Here is an 18,081-nt window from a genome sequence, read left to right as displayed (position 1 = left end):
ATTCTTTTATTTTACCATACTCCGGCAACAACCTCATTTCCGCTGTCATCAACAGTGGTAGAAACTGTGAAAGAGTCATAATAATGATATCCTGTCTCTCCGGTCTCCGGCTCGTTCTCATAATCACTTCCGTTAGCCTCTCCCAGTGCTGCAACTAGACTGGAAAGCGGCTGTCCGATATACTGTTTCGCCTTATCTGCACTGGAATCATCCGGTGCAGTATTACTGCCGCCACTATTATCCGGAGTACTTGTAGGCTGCGGTGCAGATGTAGGTGCAGCAGTAGGACCTGACTGCTGCGGCGCAGATGTAGGCGTTGGTGCTGTATCCGTTTCCTGAGAATCATCCTCAGAACTGTCTTCGCTGTCATCAAGACCAAGACGCGCCATCACTTCACTCAGGGTAGAAGTTTCTGTCTTACTCGTTCCTGTCAGATAAGTAGCATAAGGAATTCCATCCTCAGCAGTTCCATCCATATGAAGAGTGATCTTTGAAATTGTCTTCAGCGGAAGCTTACGGAAATAGCAGTCTGTATAATCCTCGTCCTCATACGTGATCCGGATGTCATAGCTTGTCACCGCATTTCCATCTGCATCCTTCTCGTCCGGCTCATAATAGTAAAGAGCCTTGTCGCCATCATTCAAAGTAAACAATCCATTGATCAGCTCTGTGCCCCAGTCATCATCGTCATCCGTAGTCGGACGAATGTAAAGTCCCTTCACAGCAGCTCCGGTACCATTCACAAGAATCAGCCTGGAAGCTGTGGAAGTCTTATCACCAATCACATTCTTGATATCTGCATCGTCAGATTTCTGCATATCTACCAGGGAACTGTCATCACTTGAAGCTGTATCTGTATTCTCAGCAGGAGCCACGGTTACCTGGCCATCCTTGCCTGTATCTTCAGTCTTTTTTTTGCCACATCCAGCTGCTGCCAAAGCAGTGACCAAAAGTGCTGCAAGAATCACATAACGTTTTTTCATAATCTATATTCCTCCCACAAAATGGAATTAAACTCCTCTAATATCCACTTTTTGTTCTCCATTATTATTACAGAGTATGACAGACTTGTCAACCGAACGCGGGATGATTTCATACAATTTTTAAACTTTTCGTTACTGTTCACTCCGTTCACAGTAACACGCTTCGCGATGCACAGAAATCATGCTTTGCACGATTTCGCGCCGCAACTCTCGGGTTTCTTTTCCCCATTCTCTCTGGTGCCTTCACCGGGAAGGAAGATCCTGCGTACTTCTTCTGTGAACAAAAAGAGCCAGGGACAGTTTTCTCTATCTCTGACTCAAATAGTTTTTGACAACATGTCTCAATGTTTAAAACCCGGCGTCTCTTCGCTCTTTACGCATATCCCTGCGGAGCAGAGCTGCCTCATGGCGACCTTTCTCTGCTTCTGTGTGGATAATAAGGCCGGGGATTCGGGTAGGACGCTCATTCTTATCCACAGCTACCATCACAGAAAAAGCACGGTTTACCAGGTAACGCATTCCATCACCGCGCTCCACATAGGAATCAATTTCCACTTCCATGGAGGTATTTCCCACATAGGTCACATAGCCGATCATCACAAGGATCTCGCCCTCGTAAACGGGCTCCTTAAACTGCAGATTATCTACAGCTGCAGTTGTAACACGGTAAGTCCCGCAATGACGCATAGCAACCACGCCAGACACCTCATCCACCCACTGCATCAGCATTCCTCCAAACAATCTGCCGCCGGCATTTAAGTGCTGGTGCATGATCAGATGAACCTGCTCCGTTCTGGAATCCTCTACGGTTTTCATCAGGCGGTTTTCTTTTGTTGTTTCCTTTGTTTCCTTTGCTTCCTGTGTTTTCTCTTTTATTTTCTCTTCCATAGCCAACCTCTTTTTACTGTTTTCATGCTGCCTGTGCAGCGAATATTAAATAAATACCATATTGACCTGTCTGACTTTTTATATGTTGCATCTTCACAGCTGATTCCCTATAAATGTTCAACAGAAATTTACGAAAGCCGGGAATTTTTCATCATAAAAATTCCCAGCTCCCATTGTTTTTAATATAAATTCTTCACCTTGAAATCACGCTCTGCTTCTCGTCTCTGATCTTTCTTAGCGATATCCTGACGTTTGTCATACAATTTCTTACCTCTTGCCATACCAATTTCCACCTTCACAAGGCTGTCCTTGAAATAGACCTTGATTGGCACAAGGGTAAGACCTTTTTCCTTCAGTTTGGCTTCCATCTTGTTGATCTCACTGCGGTGAAGGAGAAGTTTACGGATACGAAGGGGATCTTTATTGAAAATATTGCCTTTTTCGTATGGACTGATGTTCATTCCATAGATATAAACCTCCCCATTCTGAATCCGCACAAAAGATTCCTTGACGCTGCATTTTCCCATACGCAGGGATTTTACTTCTGTTCCTGCCAGGGCAATTCCTGCCTCATACGTGTCTTCTATAAAATAATCGTGAAATGCCTTTTTATTATTTGCAATCAGTTTGATTCCTGGTTTCTTTGCCATAAGTTCCTCCCTATATGGATTTCCGCCTGCAGGCGGGCGTTCAAAACAAAGGGTTGCTGTTCTAGAGCGTAGTTTCTATGCATCGCAAAGCGTGTTTTTGATCGCAGAATGAACAGTAACTTCTAATTACCACTCTTGCTCCTCTGCCAGAACAAAATCCACAGTCTTCAGCATGGTATCTGCGTCCGCAACTCTCACACGCACCTTCTGTCCCAGTGCAAACACCTTGTGTGTCACATCGCCGATCAACTCGTAAGCATCCTGATCAAAGGTGTAGTAATCATCCCTCAGTGTATTTACATGAACCAGTCCCTCTACCGTATTTGGAAGTTCCACATAGAAGCCCCAGCCAGTAACACCGGAAATGATTCCTTCAAATTCTTCCCCAATATGGTAAGACATATATTCTGCTTTTTTCAGCTTGTCAGATTCTCTCTCTGCTTCGTCCGCCCGGCGCTCACACACACTGGACTGGCGTGCCACATCTTCCAGAATCTCTTTATAATGCTCTGTTTTTCCCTCTCTTTCCAGACGTCCCCGAAGCTTATCCTTAATGATCCTGTGAATCTGAAGATCCGGATAACGACGGATTGGAGAAGTAAAATGGCAGTAATATTTCGCTGCAAGTCCAAAATGGCCGCTGCATTCTGTAGTATACTTCGCCTGTTTCATGGTTCGAAGAGTAAGGCGGCTGATCTGTGGCTCGTTTGGAAGTCCCTCAATGCTCTCCAGAATAGTCTGGATCTCCTTCGGGGTAATCTCCTGTCCATGCTTCTGCACCGGCACTCCCTGATTATGAAGAAGTGTGAGAAGGCTCTCCACTTTCTCGGGATCCGGAGTCTCATGGGTACGGTAAACAAACGGCATATCATCCCTGCAGCACTCCTCTGCCACAGTCTCATTTGCCATAAGCATGAAATCCTCAATGATCCTTGTTGCCACATTTGCCTCATATGGCTTAATGTCAATGGCTCTTCCTGCTGCATTTAAGATAATCTTGCTCTCCGGAAAATCAAAATCAATGGAGCCTCTGTGATGGCGGTTTCCACGAAGGATTTCAGAAAGCTCTTTCATCAGGAAAAACATGGGAACAAGTTTTTCATAGCGTTTCTTTGCCTTTTCGTCAGTATCCTCCAGAATGTTTTTCACATCTGTATAATTCATTCTCTCATCTACACAGATCACAGTCTCTGCAATCTTATGGGAAATCATATTTCCTTTTTTATCAATATCCATAAGACAGCTTAAAGTAAGACGATCCTGTCCCTGGTTCAGGGAACAGATTCCGTTGGAAAGCCGTACCGGAAGCATGGGAATTACACGGTCTGCCAGATATACACTGGTTCCCCGCTTCAACGCCTCCCGGTCAAGGGCACTTCCACCCTGTACATAATTGCTTACATCTGCAATGTGAACACCAAGATGATAGATGCCATCCTCTTTTGTCAGAGTAACTGCATCATCCAGATCCTTGGCGTCTTCTCCGTCAATGGTGACAGTCTGAAGATGGCGAAGATCCAGTCGGCCATCCCTGTCAGTATCCAGAACATGATCCGGTACACGGTCAGCCTGACGGATTACTTTATCCGGAAATTCGCTTGGAATGCCAAAGCTTTTTACAATGGCAAGGATATCTGTTCCAGGTGCACGGCAGCTTCCCAGATTCTCTACGATCTTACCTTCCGGATTGCGGTTCTTGCTTCCGTAGCTGGTGATTTCCACCACTACCTTATCCCCGTCCTTAATTCCCTGGGAATCTTTTCTCGGAATAAATACATCCCTGGAAAATTTAGGATTGTCACTTACCACAAAACCAAAGTCACGGCTGTTCTCGTAGGTTCCCACGATTTGGGTCATACCTCTTTCCAGAACTTTTACTACAATTCCCTCACGGCGTTTGCCTTCCTGCGGCTCTTTTGTGATTATAACACGAACCTTATCCTGGTGCATAGCCGTTCCGGTACAATCTTCCGGAATAAATACGTCGTTGTCTTCCCCCTCGATTTCCACGAAGCCAAAGCCCTTGGGATGACCGATGAAGGTGCCTTCCACAGATGGACTGTCCGGATATTCGTTGTACTTATCTTTTCCCCTGCCGTAACGATCGTCGGGCTTGCGGTGATCATACTTTCCAGCCTGCTTATCATTATATTTCTTATCGGAATGTTTCTCATCTTTCTTCCCGGTACGTCTCTCGGAGCTTTCTTCTGCATATTTCCCGGAACGTTTACCCGAAAACTTCTCGTCACGTTCTTCTCTTTTTCCACGCTGCTTCTCTTTCCCGCGCTTTCTTCCAGTTACTTTGGAATAACGTCCCTTGGAATCCAGGTCAGCCTTTCCCTCTGCTACCAGATCATCCAGAACACGGTACAGATCTTTCTTCTCGTCCTTTGAAAGGCGCAGAAGACCTGCAATTTCCCGGAAGCGCATAGGCTGGTACACTGGATCACCAAGAAGCTCCATCATAAATTTTTTTCGTTTGTCAAATTCTCTGTCTTTACTCAATTTGTCTCCTTCTTAATACCTGCACACGCAAGCTGCTCTATTAAAATCGCACGCACAGACTGTAATTATCACGAAACTTTCCTACCATCTTTCCATAATTTCCTATTATCAGGAAAGAATCCTGCAAAGCAGGATTTTCCGCTTACATAAAAAACACTCTTGCGATCAGATCAACAAGAGTGTTTCCCAGTTTATTCTTAGAAATTCAGGTTCAATACAACTGCCAGTACAAAGAACAAAACTCCCATAACTGTAGTTGCCTTAACAAGACCGCCCTCCATGGAACGTCCTTTGTTCTTACCCCAGTATGTGTCTGCAGCTCCGGCGATCGCACCAAGCCCCTGTGACTTACCTTCCTGCATAAGGACTACTACGGTAAGGGCAATACAATCTATAACAAAAAGAATTGTTAAAATCGTTCTTAAAATCTGCACGTGGTTACACCTCCTAATCAACTAGGAGATATTGTACCATAGCCAGCATTTGATTTCAACTCTTTTTTATCTTGAATTTGGACAAATTACGCTATCGTTTTTTTTCATGGTCAGGCAAACGGATTCTCATACATAGACAGTCTGCCAAGCTGCTCATGGATTCTCAGAAGCTGATTATACTTGGCATTTCTATCTGAACGACATGGTGCACCAGTCTTGATCTGCCCCGCACCAGTTGCCACTGCAAGATCTGCAATAAAGGAATCCTCCGTTTCACCGGAGCGGTGGGAAATAACAGAGCGATAACCCGCCCGTGCAGCCAGTTCTACTGCCTCCAGAGACTCTGTCAGGGTTCCGATCTGATTTACCTTGATCAGGATTGCATTTGCTGTTCCAAGCTTTATTCCACAGGACAGCCGTTTGATATTTGTCACAAAAAGGTCATCCCCAACCAGCTGTACACGGCTTCCAAGCCGCTCCGTCATAGCTTTCCAGCCCTCCCAGTCATCCTCCTGCAGTCCGTCCTCGATAGAAACAACAGGAAATTCATCCAACAGATTTTCGTAATAACGGATCATTTCATTAGAATCCCGGATTACTTCTTTTCCAGTCATCTTACTCTCCCCAGGAAAATAGTAACCATCTTTTTCTCCGTCATATAATTCACTGGCTGCCGCATCAATGGCAATGCCAATATCTTTTCCCGGCTCATATCCGGCGTTCCTCACAGCCTCAAGGATCAATTCCAGAATCTCCCTGGAATCCTTCAGATCCGGTGCAAAACCACCCTCATCGCCCACTGCTGTAGACAGATTTTTCTTTTTTAAAAGAATCCTCAGTGACTGATAAATCTCCACACACATGCGGATTCCCTCTGAAAAACAGGAAGCCCCAACTGGCATGATCATAAACTCCTGAAGATCCACTGTATTGTCCGCATGCCGCCCGCCATTCAAAATATTCATCATTGGTACTGGCATCCTGTTCGCATGACAGCCTCCGATATACTGATAAAGCGGAATCCGAAGTGCCATAGCGGCTGCCCTCGCCACCGCCATAGAAACACCAAGAGTGGCATTCGCCCCAAGATTGCTTTTATTGTCCGTACCATCTGTCTGGATCAGAAGAGAATCAATATAGGTCTGATTCAATGCATTTTCTCCCAGAATTGCCTCCGCGATTTTCGTGTTTACATTATCCACTGCTTTTTGTACACTAAGGCCTTTATAATTTCCTTTATCGCCGTCTCTTAGCTCCAGTGCTTCGAATTTTCCTGTGGACGCGCCGGATGGAACCGCTGCACGGCCTGTATATCCATTGATTCCAATAACGCCTTCTCCAACTGTCACTTCTACCTCCACAGTAGGATTGCCTCTGGAATCCAGAATTTGTCTTGCGTGAATCTTCCGAATAGGCAAATACCGTAACATTTCCTTACCTCCTAAAGATTGATAACGGTAGTTTTTCCAACTATTCAGAGTTCTATGCAGGATTTCAGATTCTGTTTCTGCCTGAAGTGCTCAATGAACCTCAGAAATGGAATTAAATCCCTTATTTCTCAGGCATGCCTCCACCTCACTGATATCCGGTACGTGGAGAACCATGATCGGAAGTCCGGTAGCACGGTTGAAAGACAGATACAGATAATCAATATTGATGTTGCTCTCCTGGAGACTGAGAAGCAGTTTGTTCAGATTACCAACCTCATCCTTTACCTCGATTCCAAGAACATCACTAAGCTTGCAGATAAAACCAGCCTTTGTCAGCGCTTCTAACGCCTGCTCAGGTTTGGAAACAACCATACGTATAATTCCATATTCAGCACTGTCATTGGTAACAGAACCAAGGATATTAATATCCTCCTCCAGGAGGATTCCAGTCACCCGCTGCATTTTTCCTTTGATATTTTCCGCAAAAATTGATAATTGTTTCAGCATTTTCTTATCCCTTTCCATATTTTAATAACAATATTAACATTTTAATCGCAAAAGAAACTCAGATGCCACTCGGGCAGATAATTTTCTTTCACAAAACGAACACTTCGCCTGTCGGCAACATTACTATCTATTCACTGTATATATAAATCAGCTCTTTAATTCTCAACAGGAACCTCAATCAGTTCCTTAGGAGAATGTGCCAGATTGCGGCAGCCGTCTTCCGTTACCACTACCATATCCTCAATACGAACCCCTCCGAAACCAGGTACATAAATACCAGGTTCAACAGTCTCGATCATATTGGCTTTCAGAATGGTATCATCAGAGGGAGACAGGCGCGGACTTTCATGAATGAAAAGACCTACACTGTGACCAAGTCCGTGGCCAAAACAGTCACCGTAACCAGCCTCTGTAATAATATCTCTCGCAACCTTATCCACACTCGCTCCGCTTACACCAGCCTTTACTGCTGCAAGACCGGCCAGCTGTGCTTTTAATACAACATTGTAAATTTCTTTCTGTTTATCGCTTGCTTTTCCGAGGACAAAGGTACGTGTCATATCGGAGCAGTATCCCTTGTATTTACAGCCAAAATCACAGGTAACAAAATCCCCTTCCTCCAGCTTCTTATATCCTGGGATTGCATGAGGCATGGAGGAGTTCAGGCCGGAAGCGATGATGGTGTTAAAGCTTAAATCCTCTGCTCCCTCTTTTTTCATCAGATATTCCAGCTCTGCCGCAGCTTCCAGCTCTGTCATTCCTGGTTTCACGATTTTCAAAAATTCTGCAAATGCTTTGTCCCCGATTTCTTCAGCTCTTGCCAGGTACTCCAGTTCTTCCTCAGTCTTAATCTGGCGAAGATCATCGATTCTGCTGCCAAGAGGTGTCCATGTCTGAACTGTCAGTTCCTTTCTGAGCTTATCAAAATCACAGCAAAGCATGGACTGATCCTCATATCCCATATGGAAATCGCCGCTTACATTCTCCTTCTCCATGCACTCCTTCAGGATCGTCTGACGGTTATGCCCACGGCACTCTTCGATTACTGTGAAATCGCTCTCTTTACCGGCCTGCTCCGTATAACGGGAATCTGTGATCAGCACCTTCTGGGCTGCTGAAATATATAAAGCGCCCTCGCCGCCGCGAAAACCGCTTACATGTCGCATGTTATACGGATCTGTGATCACAAGGGCATTCAGTTTCAATTCATCAAGAATTGCATTTAACATCTTTGCTTCCTCCTCATCTTCTGTCATACAGCTTCCCAGCACTTTATCACGTTGAAAAGCCATATTCTTTATAGTTTCATCATACCACATTATACGCGGAAATATTGTCTGAATTTTCAATTCTTTTCGCATATATAAACTTTTTATTTTATATAAAATAATATTTTTTCAAATTATTTGTTGACAAACGAGAAGTAATCTGTTATAGTAAGCTCATAAAACAAAAGGAACTTAAAAATAAAAACAAAAAGGAGTGAGACCACCGAAAACATAAGTTCATTACTTATAATCTAAGAAAGAGAGGTACGGACCACCAGAAGCATAACGAAACATCTTAATTTTTAACATTTCAAGAAAAGCGAGGTACAGTCCACCAAGAACGTAAGCCTTAATTCCAATTGTTTTAAACGCATAATATATTCGGAAAGAGAGGTACATTCCATTGGATATGGATCAGATTTAAGCCACCAGTAAACGTCGATGCTGGTGGCTTAATTAATGTCTGGATTTTCCTTTCATTTTCAGGCAGCTGCCTTGCCCTTATTCGCATGATTTTTCAAACACGCTCTGGCATAAACCTTTTATTTTCTCATATATCTGTAAAAAAATACCCGCGAGGTTTTCTCTTCATGAAATTTCCCATTTTTTCTTTTCCAGCACTGAAGGAAAAATTCTCTTCACATATTTCCTCTTTTTGCTCGAAAAAGCGCCCTGCGATCAAAGACTTTCTCCACTACGCCGGCGTTCCTCTCCTCTTCGCCCTGTCCTTTCTGGCCGGTTCTGCCGCCCGGGTGATCGTTCACCATTTTTCACCCCCGGAAGCAGTCGCTACTTCATCAGACTGCGCAAGCTGGGGACTCAGCTTCCAGGAGGAAGGAAAACGTCCTGTAGGAAATGCTTCCATTCAAGAGCTTGCTTCCTATAACGCCTACTTTGCAAAGGATACCCAGGAGAAAATACTCTACCTTACTTTTGACTGTGGCTATGAAAATGGCAATACACCGCTGCTTCTTAATGCATTGAAAAAACACAATGTAAAAGCAACTTTTTTCGTTGTTGGAAATTTCATAAGAGATAATGGAGATCTGATAAAAGAAATGGTTCAGGAAGGGCACATTGTAGGAAATCATACTCTCACTCACCCGGATATGTCCGGGATTTCTTCCCTGAATGATTTCAGGAAACAGCTGGAGGGCGTGGAAAATCTGTATAAAGAAACGACCGGAGAATCCATGACGAAATTCTACCGGCCGCCTCAGGGAATTTACAGTACAGCAAATCTGTCCATGGCAAAGGAACTGGGGTATAAAACCTTCTTCTGGAGTCTTGCCTACGTAGACTGGTATCAGGATAAACAGCCAACCAGAGAGGAAGCCTTCGATAAGCTTCTCACACGGATCCACCCAGGGGCAATTGTCCTGCTGCACAATACTTCTTCCACAAATGGACAGATTCTGGATGAACTGCTGACCAAATGGGAAGAAATGGGATATACATTTGGAACGCTCAATGATTTCTGAATTTTTGCTATCCTGGAGCGTGTCTGAAAAAAGGCTTTCGTTATCTGTTATTTCCAAAATAAATAACCGCCTGTACTCCAGGACCAGTATGAATTCCAATAATCGGGCTCATTGGCATAATAATAACCTGAGCCTGTGGTACAGCTTCCAGGATAGCAGCCTTCTCTTTCTCAGCCTGCTCAGCAGCATCACCGTGACAGATAAATACATAAGGGTGCTCCTCATTTAATCCGGAACCGATATACTTGGAAACGATCGTATTCATAGCAGCCTTGGAGCCGCGTACCTTCTCCGGGATTGCCAGAGTTCCATCCTCCACAATACGAAGAATCGGTTTGATCTTCAGCTTTCCGCCGATCCAGGCGATTGTGGGGGAAATACGTCCGCCTCGTTTCAGAAAATCAAGATCATCTACTGTAAACCAATGGCAGATATGGAGACGATTCTCCTCCAGCCATGACGTATTCTCCTCCAGGGACATTCCTTTATTCTGGTTTTCTGCTGCCAGGATTACCAGGATTCCCTGTCCTCCTGTGGCTGCAAGAGAATCCACGCAGGAAATATTACGCTCCGGGTATTCTTCCATCAAATCAGCCGCTGCAATGCGAGAGCTCTGCCATGTGGAAGTCAGTCCTCCGGAAAGGGAAATATAAAGAATATCCTTGCCCTCTTTCAGAAACGGTTCAAAAAAATCGGTATATGTAGCCGGGGAAATCTGGGAAGTACTTCCGGTTCCACCTGCACGAAGCTTGTCATAAAAAGCCCTGCTGTCCCAGTTTCCCGGATTCCTGTGCGGGCACTCCTCTCCGTTTAACTGGTATACCATAGGAATCAGATGAATCTGACCCTTATCTAAAATGTCTGCCGGAATATCTGCAGATGTATCTGTTATGATCACATAATCACTCATACTGGGTTCTCCTCGTTTAATTGGCAATTCCTTATACCGTAACAGGTTAAGTGCTCCCATTATAGCATACTTCTTTTATGACGTGTGTGTTTTTTACATTTTTGGTACTTTTGTAACGTTTTTTCTCCAGAGCGTATTGGAAAAAGCATTCCCGCAATCTGCACGCCGCAATTTGCAGAAAGCCTTTTTCAAACAGGCTCTAACAGATTGCAATTATTTTCTGCAGCGTCTTTTTTACTACCGTATACTTTTTTTCCGGAACAGGAAGTTCCCGTCCTCCTGTTACAGTCATTTTAAATCTGCGGATAGAATGGACATGCGCCGGGTTTACCATGTAACTCTCGTGGCACTTCAGAAACAGGTTCCCATAACGTTTTTCCAGAGTTTTCAGGCTTTCTGTAGACTCAAACTCCTGATCCAGAGTATGGATCACCGTATGATTGCCGAGACTTTCCACATAGATCACACGCGACCAATTCAGGTAAAGAATGGACTTATCAATTCCTTTCACGTAAATCCGCTCTGATCTGGTCTCTCCTGTAAGGACAAACTTACGATAATTCTCATCATAATGTACCGGATAAATGCCATCCCTCTCATCATACTGAATTGCATTTGAAATAAAGATCACACGTATCTTCGGCACACCTTTTTGCTCCACCCAGGTAAACTGCATACGCTGATTTACCCGACTTGCACTGTTGTCCGGCCAGATCGTATCTACCAGCATAAAAGTCATGATTTCTGCCACCGTACTGCTTGTAGTGGCAAGCGGCAGCACCGTCAGATTATTCAGGGAAAACTTCAGTTCGTGTTTCTCAGCGTGAAAAGCATCTACCAGATTTTTTCTTCCGCGGATCACCTGCTTGTCTGCAGGGCCTATCCAAAGAACATCCTCATGACAAGAGTTCAAAAAAGGCTCTATCTCATTGTTATAATATAAATTCAAAAGCTCTGCTGTCCGGTCTCCAATTTTCTGTATGTTCATCTTCTGTCGCTCCTATTTATGCTGGTAATAAAAAACTGCCACCTGTGTACGGTCACGCAGCTGCAGTTTTTCCAGGATCATGCTCAGATAATTCCGCACGGTTCCTTCACTCAGGAAAAGCTCTGCCGCAATCTCCTTATTGCTATATCCATTTGCGATCAGTTCTATCATCTCAAATTCTCTCTCGTTAATGTCATATTTTCCATAATCAAACTTCTTTTCTCCCTGCAAAAGATCTGGAATCCTGGAAACTATTTCTGTCCCAAATACTGTCTGCCCACAGTAAACCGCCCGAAGTGCAGGCAGAATACTGCCATAATCCTGTTTCAGAAGATATCCCTTTGCACCAAGTCGCAAGGCTTTTACTATATATTTGTCATCGGAAAAAGTGGTAAGAAGCAGAATATTTGCCTTTGGATGCCTGGACAAAATACTCCGGGATGCTTCCAGACCGTCCATTTTCTCCATTCGAATATCCATAAGAAGCACATCTGGCTCATACCTTTCATAAAGCTCACAGGCCTCTTTTCCGTCTGCTCCAGTCGCTAACACTTCCACATCCTCATTCACTTCCAGAATGGTTTTCAAAGCCCCCGCCACCAGGCAGTCATCGTCTACAATTATTATTTTCATTTCTTACTCCTGCTTTTCTTTCATTTCCGGAACACATTCAAAAAATAATTTCCATAATCAGTGCGCCCGCTTTACTGTATCTTTATCGGAATCCACCTCAACCACATTTGGGTATTGTAATAAAAATCCGAAATCCCTTATCCGTAAAAATCTGCAAGGTTCCACCCAGGGCATTTACCCTTTCTTTCATATTTGCAATTCCAATACCGGATTTTTCCGGATCATAAAAGGCATCTTTCCCATTATCCTCTATACACAGCTGGTACAGTCCCGGATGCTCCCGAAGGATCAGCTGCACCTTTGTGGCGTTGCTGTGCTTCATAATATTTGCAAAGGCCTCTTTGGTAATACTGATAAAACAGTATTTCACCTCCCTTGGAACCTCTCTTGTCATATCATAAACCATCTGCACCGGACAAAATGTAAACTCACGAACCAGGCTCTTTTCCACTTCTTCTAAATTTACTGCTTCATCGTGAAGGTCATGGACACTATTTCTGATGCTGTTCATGGCATGGTTCAGGGAATCCTCCAGATTTTTCAGCATGGCGGTCATCCCGGGATCTTTATTTATGGTCTTTGCAGCCCCTACCATAAGGATTGAACGTGAAAGTACATGTCCCACATTATCGTGGATTTCCCTGGCGATCCGGTTTCGTTCCTTTAAGGTAGCATTATAGATCTCATAATCCTGTTTTTCCTGCAAAGCTTTATTTTTCTGGGACAAAAGCAGGCTTCGCTCCTTGGAATCATCCTGGGTCCTTCGCAGCTTTTCTTCCAGGATCTGACTCTTTGTGGTATTTCTCTCCATAAAAAATGCCAGTAAAAATCCAAATACACCGGTCATTGCAAAAAGGCCCATGTTTTCTCTGCTTCCAGGTATTTTCCAGAGAAAAAACATCACTGCTACTGCTGCCAGCCCCCTCATTTTTTCATGAAAAAGCAAATAAAAAAGACAGGGATAAAAGATAAAGGTCTCTGGAACAGCCAGTCCCAGAAATCCGAACAAAATGTAAAGAATTAGCCGCAATGCCTTCTTTCTCACCGCATATCCGCAACAGATCACACTTACACAGCTCAAAAAAGCAATCAGAAAGCCTGCCCCTGGCGGCAGAAAAAAAAGTGACAGAAAGCTATAAAATACCAGTAATCCACAGTCCAAAAAGTATCCCACTCTGCCACCTTCTTTCTCATTTTTCTCCAAATACTGCTGTTCACTCCGTAACCAGTAATTATCAAATATTTAACCTGTTTTTTTACAAATATGTCTTACAGACATTTCTCTCATTATAGTATAACTGACCTTGCGCTGTAAAGAAGGTTCTGCGCTTTATGACATTACGGTTTACTAGTACATCGAATATTAAGTTTTGATGTATTAGTAATGTTCCGCGAAGTGTTTTTGTGAATGAAGCAAACTGTAATTTTATGACATTTGTCATGTGAAGGCCGTGACATCTGGCACTTGGCGATTTTCCCTTATTCCTTTATACTAAAGTGTGTTTGAAAAAGCATTCCTGCAATCTGCATGCTCCACTTTGCGGTATATTTCGCCCGAATTCAGTTGCCGTAGCCCGCTACGGCGCTCTCATCCGGGCAAAATCTCTCACAAATTGTGACGTACATCTTATCTTGCCGAAATCCTTTTTCAAACACGCTCTAAACTTATGATACAGCTACTATACGGGGAAAACCCGAAGGAGGAAAATCGTGTCCACAAATATTGTTCAAATAGAAAATCTGGTAAAAAGATATGGGAACCTGGTGGCACTTGATCACCTGAACCTTAGTATTTCGGAAGGAGAGGTTTTTGGTCTTCTTGGTCCCAACGGCTCTGGAAAAACTACTGCTATCAATTGTATGCTTTCTCTTCTCAAATACGACAAAGGCAGCATTCATATTTTCGGAGAAGAAATGCGTCCTGACAATTACAAAGTAAAACAGCAGATTGGAATCGTGCTGCAGAATGTGGCTGTTTTTGACGAACTGACTGTCTATGAAAACATTGATTATTTCTGTGGGCTTTATGTCCCGGATAAGAGGAAAAGAAAAGAACTGGTGGAAGAAGCCATTACCTTTACCGATCTTAACGATTACCGGAAAATACGTCCAAAGAAGCTCTCAGGCGGTCTTCTCCGCCGACTGAATATTGCCTGCGGAATTGCTCATAAGCCTCGTCTGATCATTATGGATGAGCCAACGGTAGCCGTTGATCCCCAGAGCCGGAACAAAATCCTGGAAGGCATTCAGAAGCTGAATGAACAGGGTTCCACCATCATTTACACTTCCCATTATATGGAAGAAGTGGAGCAGATCTGTACACAGATCGCAATTATGGATCACGGTCATGTAATTGCCTCCGGCACCAAAGAGGATCTGAAAAAAATGATCAAAACCGGCGAGACCATTACTATTGAGGCCATTCCTCTTACCTCGGAGAATCTGGCTGACATCCGGACTCTTCCCCACGTCTTTGACCTGCATTACGAGGAACAGATTCTCACTGTACGGTGCACAGGTGCCCGCCACAACCTGATCCGGCTTCTCAATTACCTGCAGAGCCAGGATATTTCCTTTGGTCAGGTTTCCTCTGAGCTGCCTACTTTAAATGACGTATTCCTGGAAATCACAGGGAAACAGCTGCGAGATTAAGGAGGACTGCCATGCTGCATTTGATCAAATATAATCTTCTGGTAAAGCTGAAAAATTTTGCCACCACTTTCTGGCCGCTTATTTTTCCAATTCTTCTTGGAACTATGTTCTATTTTGCTTTTGGAAATATTGATGATGCTGATTTCGAGACTGTACAGGTTGGAATTGTAAAAGAGGACGGCGCTGACACGTTGTTTCTTATGTTTCTGGATCAAATTGAAAACAACGGAAATCATCTGATTGCTGCTCAGGAATTATCTGAATCCGCTGCACTTACCAAACTGGAAAATGAAGAAATTTCCGGTATTTATCAGGTGGGAAGCTCCCCTTCCCTTACAGTGGCTTCCAACGGAATCCCCCAGAGCATCCTTCAGTCCATTTTGTCCGGCTACGAAACCGGAAAAAGTACCATCCGCAATATAGTCCGCACACATCCATCCGGTCTGTGGGACGGAATCCAGCAGATGCTAAATCAACAGGAAACACTTACTGAAGTTTCACTTGGCGGACAGACTATTAACGGAAGTGCACAGTTTTTCTATGCATTGATTGCAATGACCTGCCTCTATGGCTGTTTTATCGGATTTGGCTCTGCCATAACTCTTCAGGCCAATCTTACAGCACTTGCCGCACGACGCTGCGTCACTCCAACGCATAAACTGAAGCTGATTCTTTCAGAACAGATTGCTTCTTTTTTGCTTGGCTATTTCGATGTGATCGTGTTGCTGATCTATCTTCGCTATATTTTAAAGCTGGATTTTCAGGGAAAAATCGGGCCCATGCTGCTTATTTCTTTTTTCGGATCCCTGATCGGGGTTTCTATTGGAATTTTTGTAGGTAGTCTTGGAAAAATGAAAGAAGGGGGAAAGATTGGTATTATTCTTGGTTTTTCCATGGTCTGCAGCTTTTTATCAGGACTTATGAACAATACCATGAAGGATCTGGTAGAAAAAAATATGCCTGTTATTAACCGGATCAACCCGGCAGCACTTATTTCTGATGCTTTTTACTGCATCAATGTATATGACGATATGAGTCGCTATTACCGCAACCTGTTCACTCTTGCAGTGATGAGCATAACATTAGTGACTGCTTCATTTTTACTGATCCGGAGGGAAAGCTATGATAGTATTTAAATGTTACATGAAAATTTTAAGACAGAATGTGACGCTGGTCATTATATATCTTGGTATTTTCTTTTCTGTGGCTCTTGTCATGCAGATGGCCGCTGGAAAAAGTGAAGACAGCCTTTATGCAAATACCAGCATTGATATTGGAGTGGTAAAGGAAGATCAAGGCGTTCTGGCTCAGGGATTTGTGGATTATCTTAACACGATTCACAATGTAATTCCTATGAAAAATAATCCGGAAGTACTTCAGGAAAATCTCTTTTACCGTAATGTGGAATATATTGTGCAGATTCCAGCTGACTTTTACGAGGCTTGCATTCAAGGAAATCAGCCACTGAAGGTCACCAAGGTTCCAGGATCCTACAGCTCCTATTATGTTGACCAGCAGATCAGCAGTTATATCAGTACCATCCAGACTTATGTTGCTGCCGGTTTTTCCCAGGAGGAAGCCGTTCAGGCAGTAAAAACCGAAGTTCATAAACCGGTCACCAAGATTTCCTCTGATTCTGCAAGCAGTGATCTGGTTCCTTACACTTATTATTTTCGTTATATTCCTTATCTTTTTCTGGGAGCTCTTTGCTATACCATGGGATATATTCTTATGGCTTTCAAAAAGGGAGATATTCAGAAACGGATGGAAGCTTCCGCTATTTCAGTGAGACGTCAGTCCCTGGAGGGATTGCTGGCAATGGGAGTGATCGGTGCCATTCTGTGGCTTCTTGGTATCCTGGGTGTTGTGCTGATGTATGGAAATACCTTTTGGAATTCTGAACTTCGTGGCTATTATATTGCAAATACATTACTTATGTTAGTAGTTTCACTGTCACTCTCTTACCTGATTGGAATGTTTATTCCAAACAGCAATATTTTAAGCGGCGTAGCCAATATTGTTTCTCTTTCCATGTGCTTTCTCTGTGGTGTATTCGTCCCTATGAGCGTAATGGACAAATCTGTTCTGAAAGTCGCCCAGTTTCTGCCAGTATACTGGTATGAACAGGTAAATGAAATTCTAAGCCGGCATCATTCCCTGACACCGGAGCTTCTTGGAAAGGTACGGATCAGTATGGGAATTGAGGTGTTGTTTGCCGCCATGTTTATGTGTTTGATTCTGGTAGTTTCAAGGTATCGAAAAGAGGGGTAATGCCCCTCTTTTCTGCACATGATTCTACTATTTTAGCAATAAATCAATAGAAATGAATTAAAAACAAATCAAACAGGTCATATCTTTTTAGAAACTAGGAATCATTCCTAGTTGACATCATAGGTGACATCGTTAGAAAATCCCATGAAATGAAAAACGCCGGAACCCCAGTAAAATCAAGGCTTCCGACGCTCAAGGAAACAGGGGATGAGAGAATCGAACTCCCACCAAAGGTTTTGGAGACCCCTATCATACCATTTGACCAATCCCCTATTTTATGAAGAAAAAGTGACTATTACTAGTCACGTCTCTTTGAAAGGTTTTGTACCTTCAAAACTACATACATGTTACATCCTAATGGAATCATTTTACCTCTGCGTGAGTCCGGCAGCTACTTTATAACCGCCTTTCTCATTTCTTGGTCAAGCCCTCACCCTATTAGTAACAGTCAGCTCCGTGCATTACTGCACTTCCACCCCTG

General features: G+C 43.5%; 16 protein-coding genes, 1 tRNA gene and 3 pseudogenes. 5 read left to right on the top strand and 15 right to left on the bottom strand.

What is annotated here, in order from left to right:
- Positions 1–11: 11 nt before the first annotated feature.
- The 8 genes from AB5706_RS21465 to AB5706_RS21430 form a co-directional block, all read right to left on the bottom strand.
- Positions 12–983 (bottom strand): hypothetical protein, encoded by a 972-nt coding sequence (locus AB5706_RS21465; protein WP_173718767.1) that lies wholly within the window; start codon positions 981–983, stop codon positions 12–14.
- 348 nt (positions 984–1,331) lie between these two features.
- Entirely contained in the window at positions 1,332–1,871 is a 540-nt protein-coding gene (locus AB5706_RS21460; RefSeq protein ID WP_306467795.1) for an acyl-CoA thioesterase, read from the bottom strand.
- A gap of 179 nt (positions 1,872–2,050) precedes the next feature.
- Positions 2,051–2,521 (bottom strand): SsrA-binding protein SmpB, encoded by a 471-nt coding sequence (gene smpB / locus AB5706_RS21455; protein WP_021926591.1) that lies wholly within the window; start codon positions 2,519–2,521, stop codon positions 2,051–2,053.
- Positions 2,522–2,647: 126 nt separating this feature from the next.
- A complete protein-coding gene (gene rnr, locus AB5706_RS21450; protein WP_330602723.1) occupies positions 2,648–5,026 on the bottom strand; it encodes a ribonuclease R in 2,379 nt (792 codons plus the stop codon).
- A 197-nt stretch (positions 5,027–5,223) separates the two neighbouring features.
- Complete coding sequence (gene secG / locus AB5706_RS21445; RefSeq protein ID WP_118578738.1) at positions 5,224–5,460, bottom strand: preprotein translocase subunit SecG; 237 nt, start codon at positions 5,458–5,460, stop codon at positions 5,224–5,226.
- 110 nt (positions 5,461–5,570) lie between these two features.
- The gene (gene eno, locus AB5706_RS21440) at positions 5,571–6,890 is read right to left on the bottom strand and encodes a phosphopyruvate hydratase (RefSeq protein WP_173772599.1); all 1,320 of its coding nucleotides are present in this window, start codon (positions 6,888–6,890) and stop codon (positions 5,571–5,573) included.
- Between the two features lie 90 nt (positions 6,891–6,980).
- Positions 6,981–7,397, bottom strand: a complete 417-nt coding sequence (locus AB5706_RS21435; RefSeq protein ID WP_173719544.1) for an amino acid-binding protein — start codon at positions 7,395–7,397, stop codon at positions 6,981–6,983.
- 155 nt (positions 7,398–7,552) lie between these two features.
- Positions 7,553–8,653, bottom strand: a complete 1,101-nt coding sequence (locus tag AB5706_RS21430) for a M24 family metallopeptidase (RefSeq protein ID WP_243881976.1) — start codon at positions 8,651–8,653, stop codon at positions 7,553–7,555.
- Between the two features lie 602 nt (positions 8,654–9,255).
- Here AB5706_RS21430 and AB5706_RS21425 point away from each other — a divergent pair.
- Positions 9,256–10,146, top strand: a complete 891-nt coding sequence (locus AB5706_RS21425; RefSeq protein WP_173772600.1) for a polysaccharide deacetylase family protein — start codon at positions 9,256–9,258, stop codon at positions 10,144–10,146.
- Between the two features lie 40 nt (positions 10,147–10,186).
- On the opposite strand, the gene AB5706_RS21420 is transcribed toward AB5706_RS21425, so the two are convergent.
- The 6 genes and pseudogenes from AB5706_RS21420 to AB5706_RS21395 all read right to left on the bottom strand — a co-directional run bounded on the left by AB5706_RS21420 (position 10,187) and on the right by AB5706_RS21395 (position 14,291).
- The gene (locus AB5706_RS21420; protein ID WP_173772601.1) at positions 10,187–11,056 is read right to left on the bottom strand and encodes a DegV family protein; all 870 of its coding nucleotides are present in this window, start codon (positions 11,054–11,056) and stop codon (positions 10,187–10,189) included.
- A gap of 59 nt (positions 11,057–11,115) precedes the next feature.
- Positions 11,116–11,232, bottom strand: a pseudogene (locus tag AB5706_RS21415) (hypothetical protein); the annotation flags it as partial.
- A 23-nt stretch (positions 11,233–11,255) separates the two neighbouring features.
- The gene (locus tag AB5706_RS21410; RefSeq protein WP_173772602.1) at positions 11,256–12,044 is read right to left on the bottom strand and encodes a LytR/AlgR family response regulator transcription factor; all 789 of its coding nucleotides are present in this window, start codon (positions 12,042–12,044) and stop codon (positions 11,256–11,258) included.
- A gap of 12 nt (positions 12,045–12,056) precedes the next feature.
- Positions 12,057–12,677, bottom strand: a complete 621-nt coding sequence (locus AB5706_RS21405) for a response regulator transcription factor (protein WP_173772604.1) — start codon at positions 12,675–12,677, stop codon at positions 12,057–12,059.
- Between the two features lie 97 nt (positions 12,678–12,774).
- On the bottom strand, positions 12,775–13,851 hold the full coding sequence (locus tag AB5706_RS21400) for a sensor histidine kinase (protein ID WP_173772606.1): 1,077 nt from the start codon (positions 13,849–13,851) through the stop codon (positions 12,775–12,777).
- Between the two features lie 305 nt (positions 13,852–14,156).
- A pseudogene (locus AB5706_RS21395) lies at positions 14,157–14,291 on the bottom strand (DUF6783 domain-containing protein).
- On the opposite strand from AB5706_RS21395, the pseudogene AB5706_RS21390 reads away from it, so the two are divergent.
- From AB5706_RS21390 to AB5706_RS21375, 4 genes and pseudogenes are all read left to right on the top strand, one after another.
- Positions 14,241–14,348 (top strand): annotated as a pseudogene (locus AB5706_RS21390) (DUF6783 domain-containing protein); the annotation flags it as partial. The pseudogenes AB5706_RS21395 and AB5706_RS21390 overlap by 51 nt on opposite strands.
- A 39-nt stretch (positions 14,349–14,387) precedes the next feature.
- Positions 14,388–15,329: an ABC transporter ATP-binding protein gene (locus tag AB5706_RS21385; RefSeq protein ID WP_330386305.1), complete on the top strand. Its 942-nt coding sequence runs from the start codon at positions 14,388–14,390 to the stop codon at positions 15,327–15,329.
- A gap of 11 nt (positions 15,330–15,340) precedes the next feature.
- Positions 15,341–16,465, top strand: a complete 1,125-nt coding sequence (locus tag AB5706_RS21380) for an ABC transporter permease (RefSeq protein WP_173772607.1) — start codon at positions 15,341–15,343, stop codon at positions 16,463–16,465.
- The gene (locus AB5706_RS21375; protein WP_173772608.1) at positions 16,452–17,600 is read left to right on the top strand and encodes an ABC transporter permease; all 1,149 of its coding nucleotides are present in this window, start codon (positions 16,452–16,454) and stop codon (positions 17,598–17,600) included. The genes AB5706_RS21380 and AB5706_RS21375 overlap by 14 nt, the downstream gene beginning before the upstream one ends.
- Positions 17,601–17,801: 201 nt before the next feature.
- On the opposite strand, the gene AB5706_RS21370 is transcribed toward AB5706_RS21375, so the two are convergent.
- Positions 17,802–17,872 (bottom strand) — tRNA-Trp (locus tag AB5706_RS21370).
- Positions 17,873–18,081 lie beyond the last annotated feature (209 nt).

Origin of the sequence: Ruminococcus sp. RTP21484sp1_RTP21277st1_D2_RTP21277_210401 (genome assembly GCF_040924225.1) — a bacterium.
GTDB lineage: Bacteria > Bacillota > Clostridia > Lachnospirales > Lachnospiraceae > Blautia_A > Blautia_A faecis.
This window is presented reverse-complemented; position numbering and strand designations above follow the sequence as displayed.

What these genes read in the sequence shown, in the direction of transcription:
- AB5706_RS21375 (WP_173772608.1), top strand. Translation starts at nt 16,452, where the DNA reads ATGATAGTATTTAAATGTTACATGAAAATTTTAAGACAGAATGTGACG.
- AB5706_RS21420 (WP_173772601.1), bottom strand. Translation starts at nt 11,056, where the DNA reads ATGAGTGATTATGTGATCATAACAGATACATCTGCAGATATTCCGGCA.
- AB5706_RS21405 (WP_173772604.1), bottom strand. Translation starts at nt 12,677, where the DNA reads ATGAAAATAATAATTGTAGACGATGACTGCCTGGTGGCGGGGGCTTTG.
- eno (WP_173772599.1), bottom strand. Translation starts at nt 6,890, where the DNA reads ATGTTACGGTATTTGCCTATTCGGAAGATTCACGCAAGACAAATTCTG.
- AB5706_RS21430 (WP_243881976.1), bottom strand. Translation starts at nt 8,653, where the DNA reads ATGACAGAAGATGAGGAGGAAGCAAAGATGTTAAATGCAATTCTTGAT.
- AB5706_RS21435 (WP_173719544.1), bottom strand. Translation starts at nt 7,397, where the DNA reads ATGCTGAAACAATTATCAATTTTTGCGGAAAATATCAAAGGAAAAATG.
- AB5706_RS21410 (WP_173772602.1), bottom strand. Translation starts at nt 12,044, where the DNA reads ATGAACATACAGAAAATTGGAGACCGGACAGCAGAGCTTTTGAATTTA.
- AB5706_RS21460 (WP_306467795.1), bottom strand. Translation starts at nt 1,871, where the DNA reads ATGGAAGAGAAAATAAAAGAGAAAACACAGGAAGCAAAGGAAACAAAG.
- smpB (WP_021926591.1), bottom strand. Translation starts at nt 2,521, where the DNA reads ATGGCAAAGAAACCAGGAATCAAACTGATTGCAAATAATAAAAAGGCA.
- AB5706_RS21425 (WP_173772600.1), top strand. Translation starts at nt 9,256, where the DNA reads ATGAAATTTCCCATTTTTTCTTTTCCAGCACTGAAGGAAAAATTCTCT.
- AB5706_RS21465 (WP_173718767.1), bottom strand. Translation starts at nt 983, where the DNA reads ATGAAAAAACGTTATGTGATTCTTGCAGCACTTTTGGTCACTGCTTTG.
- AB5706_RS21380 (WP_173772607.1), top strand. Translation starts at nt 15,341, where the DNA reads ATGCTGCATTTGATCAAATATAATCTTCTGGTAAAGCTGAAAAATTTT.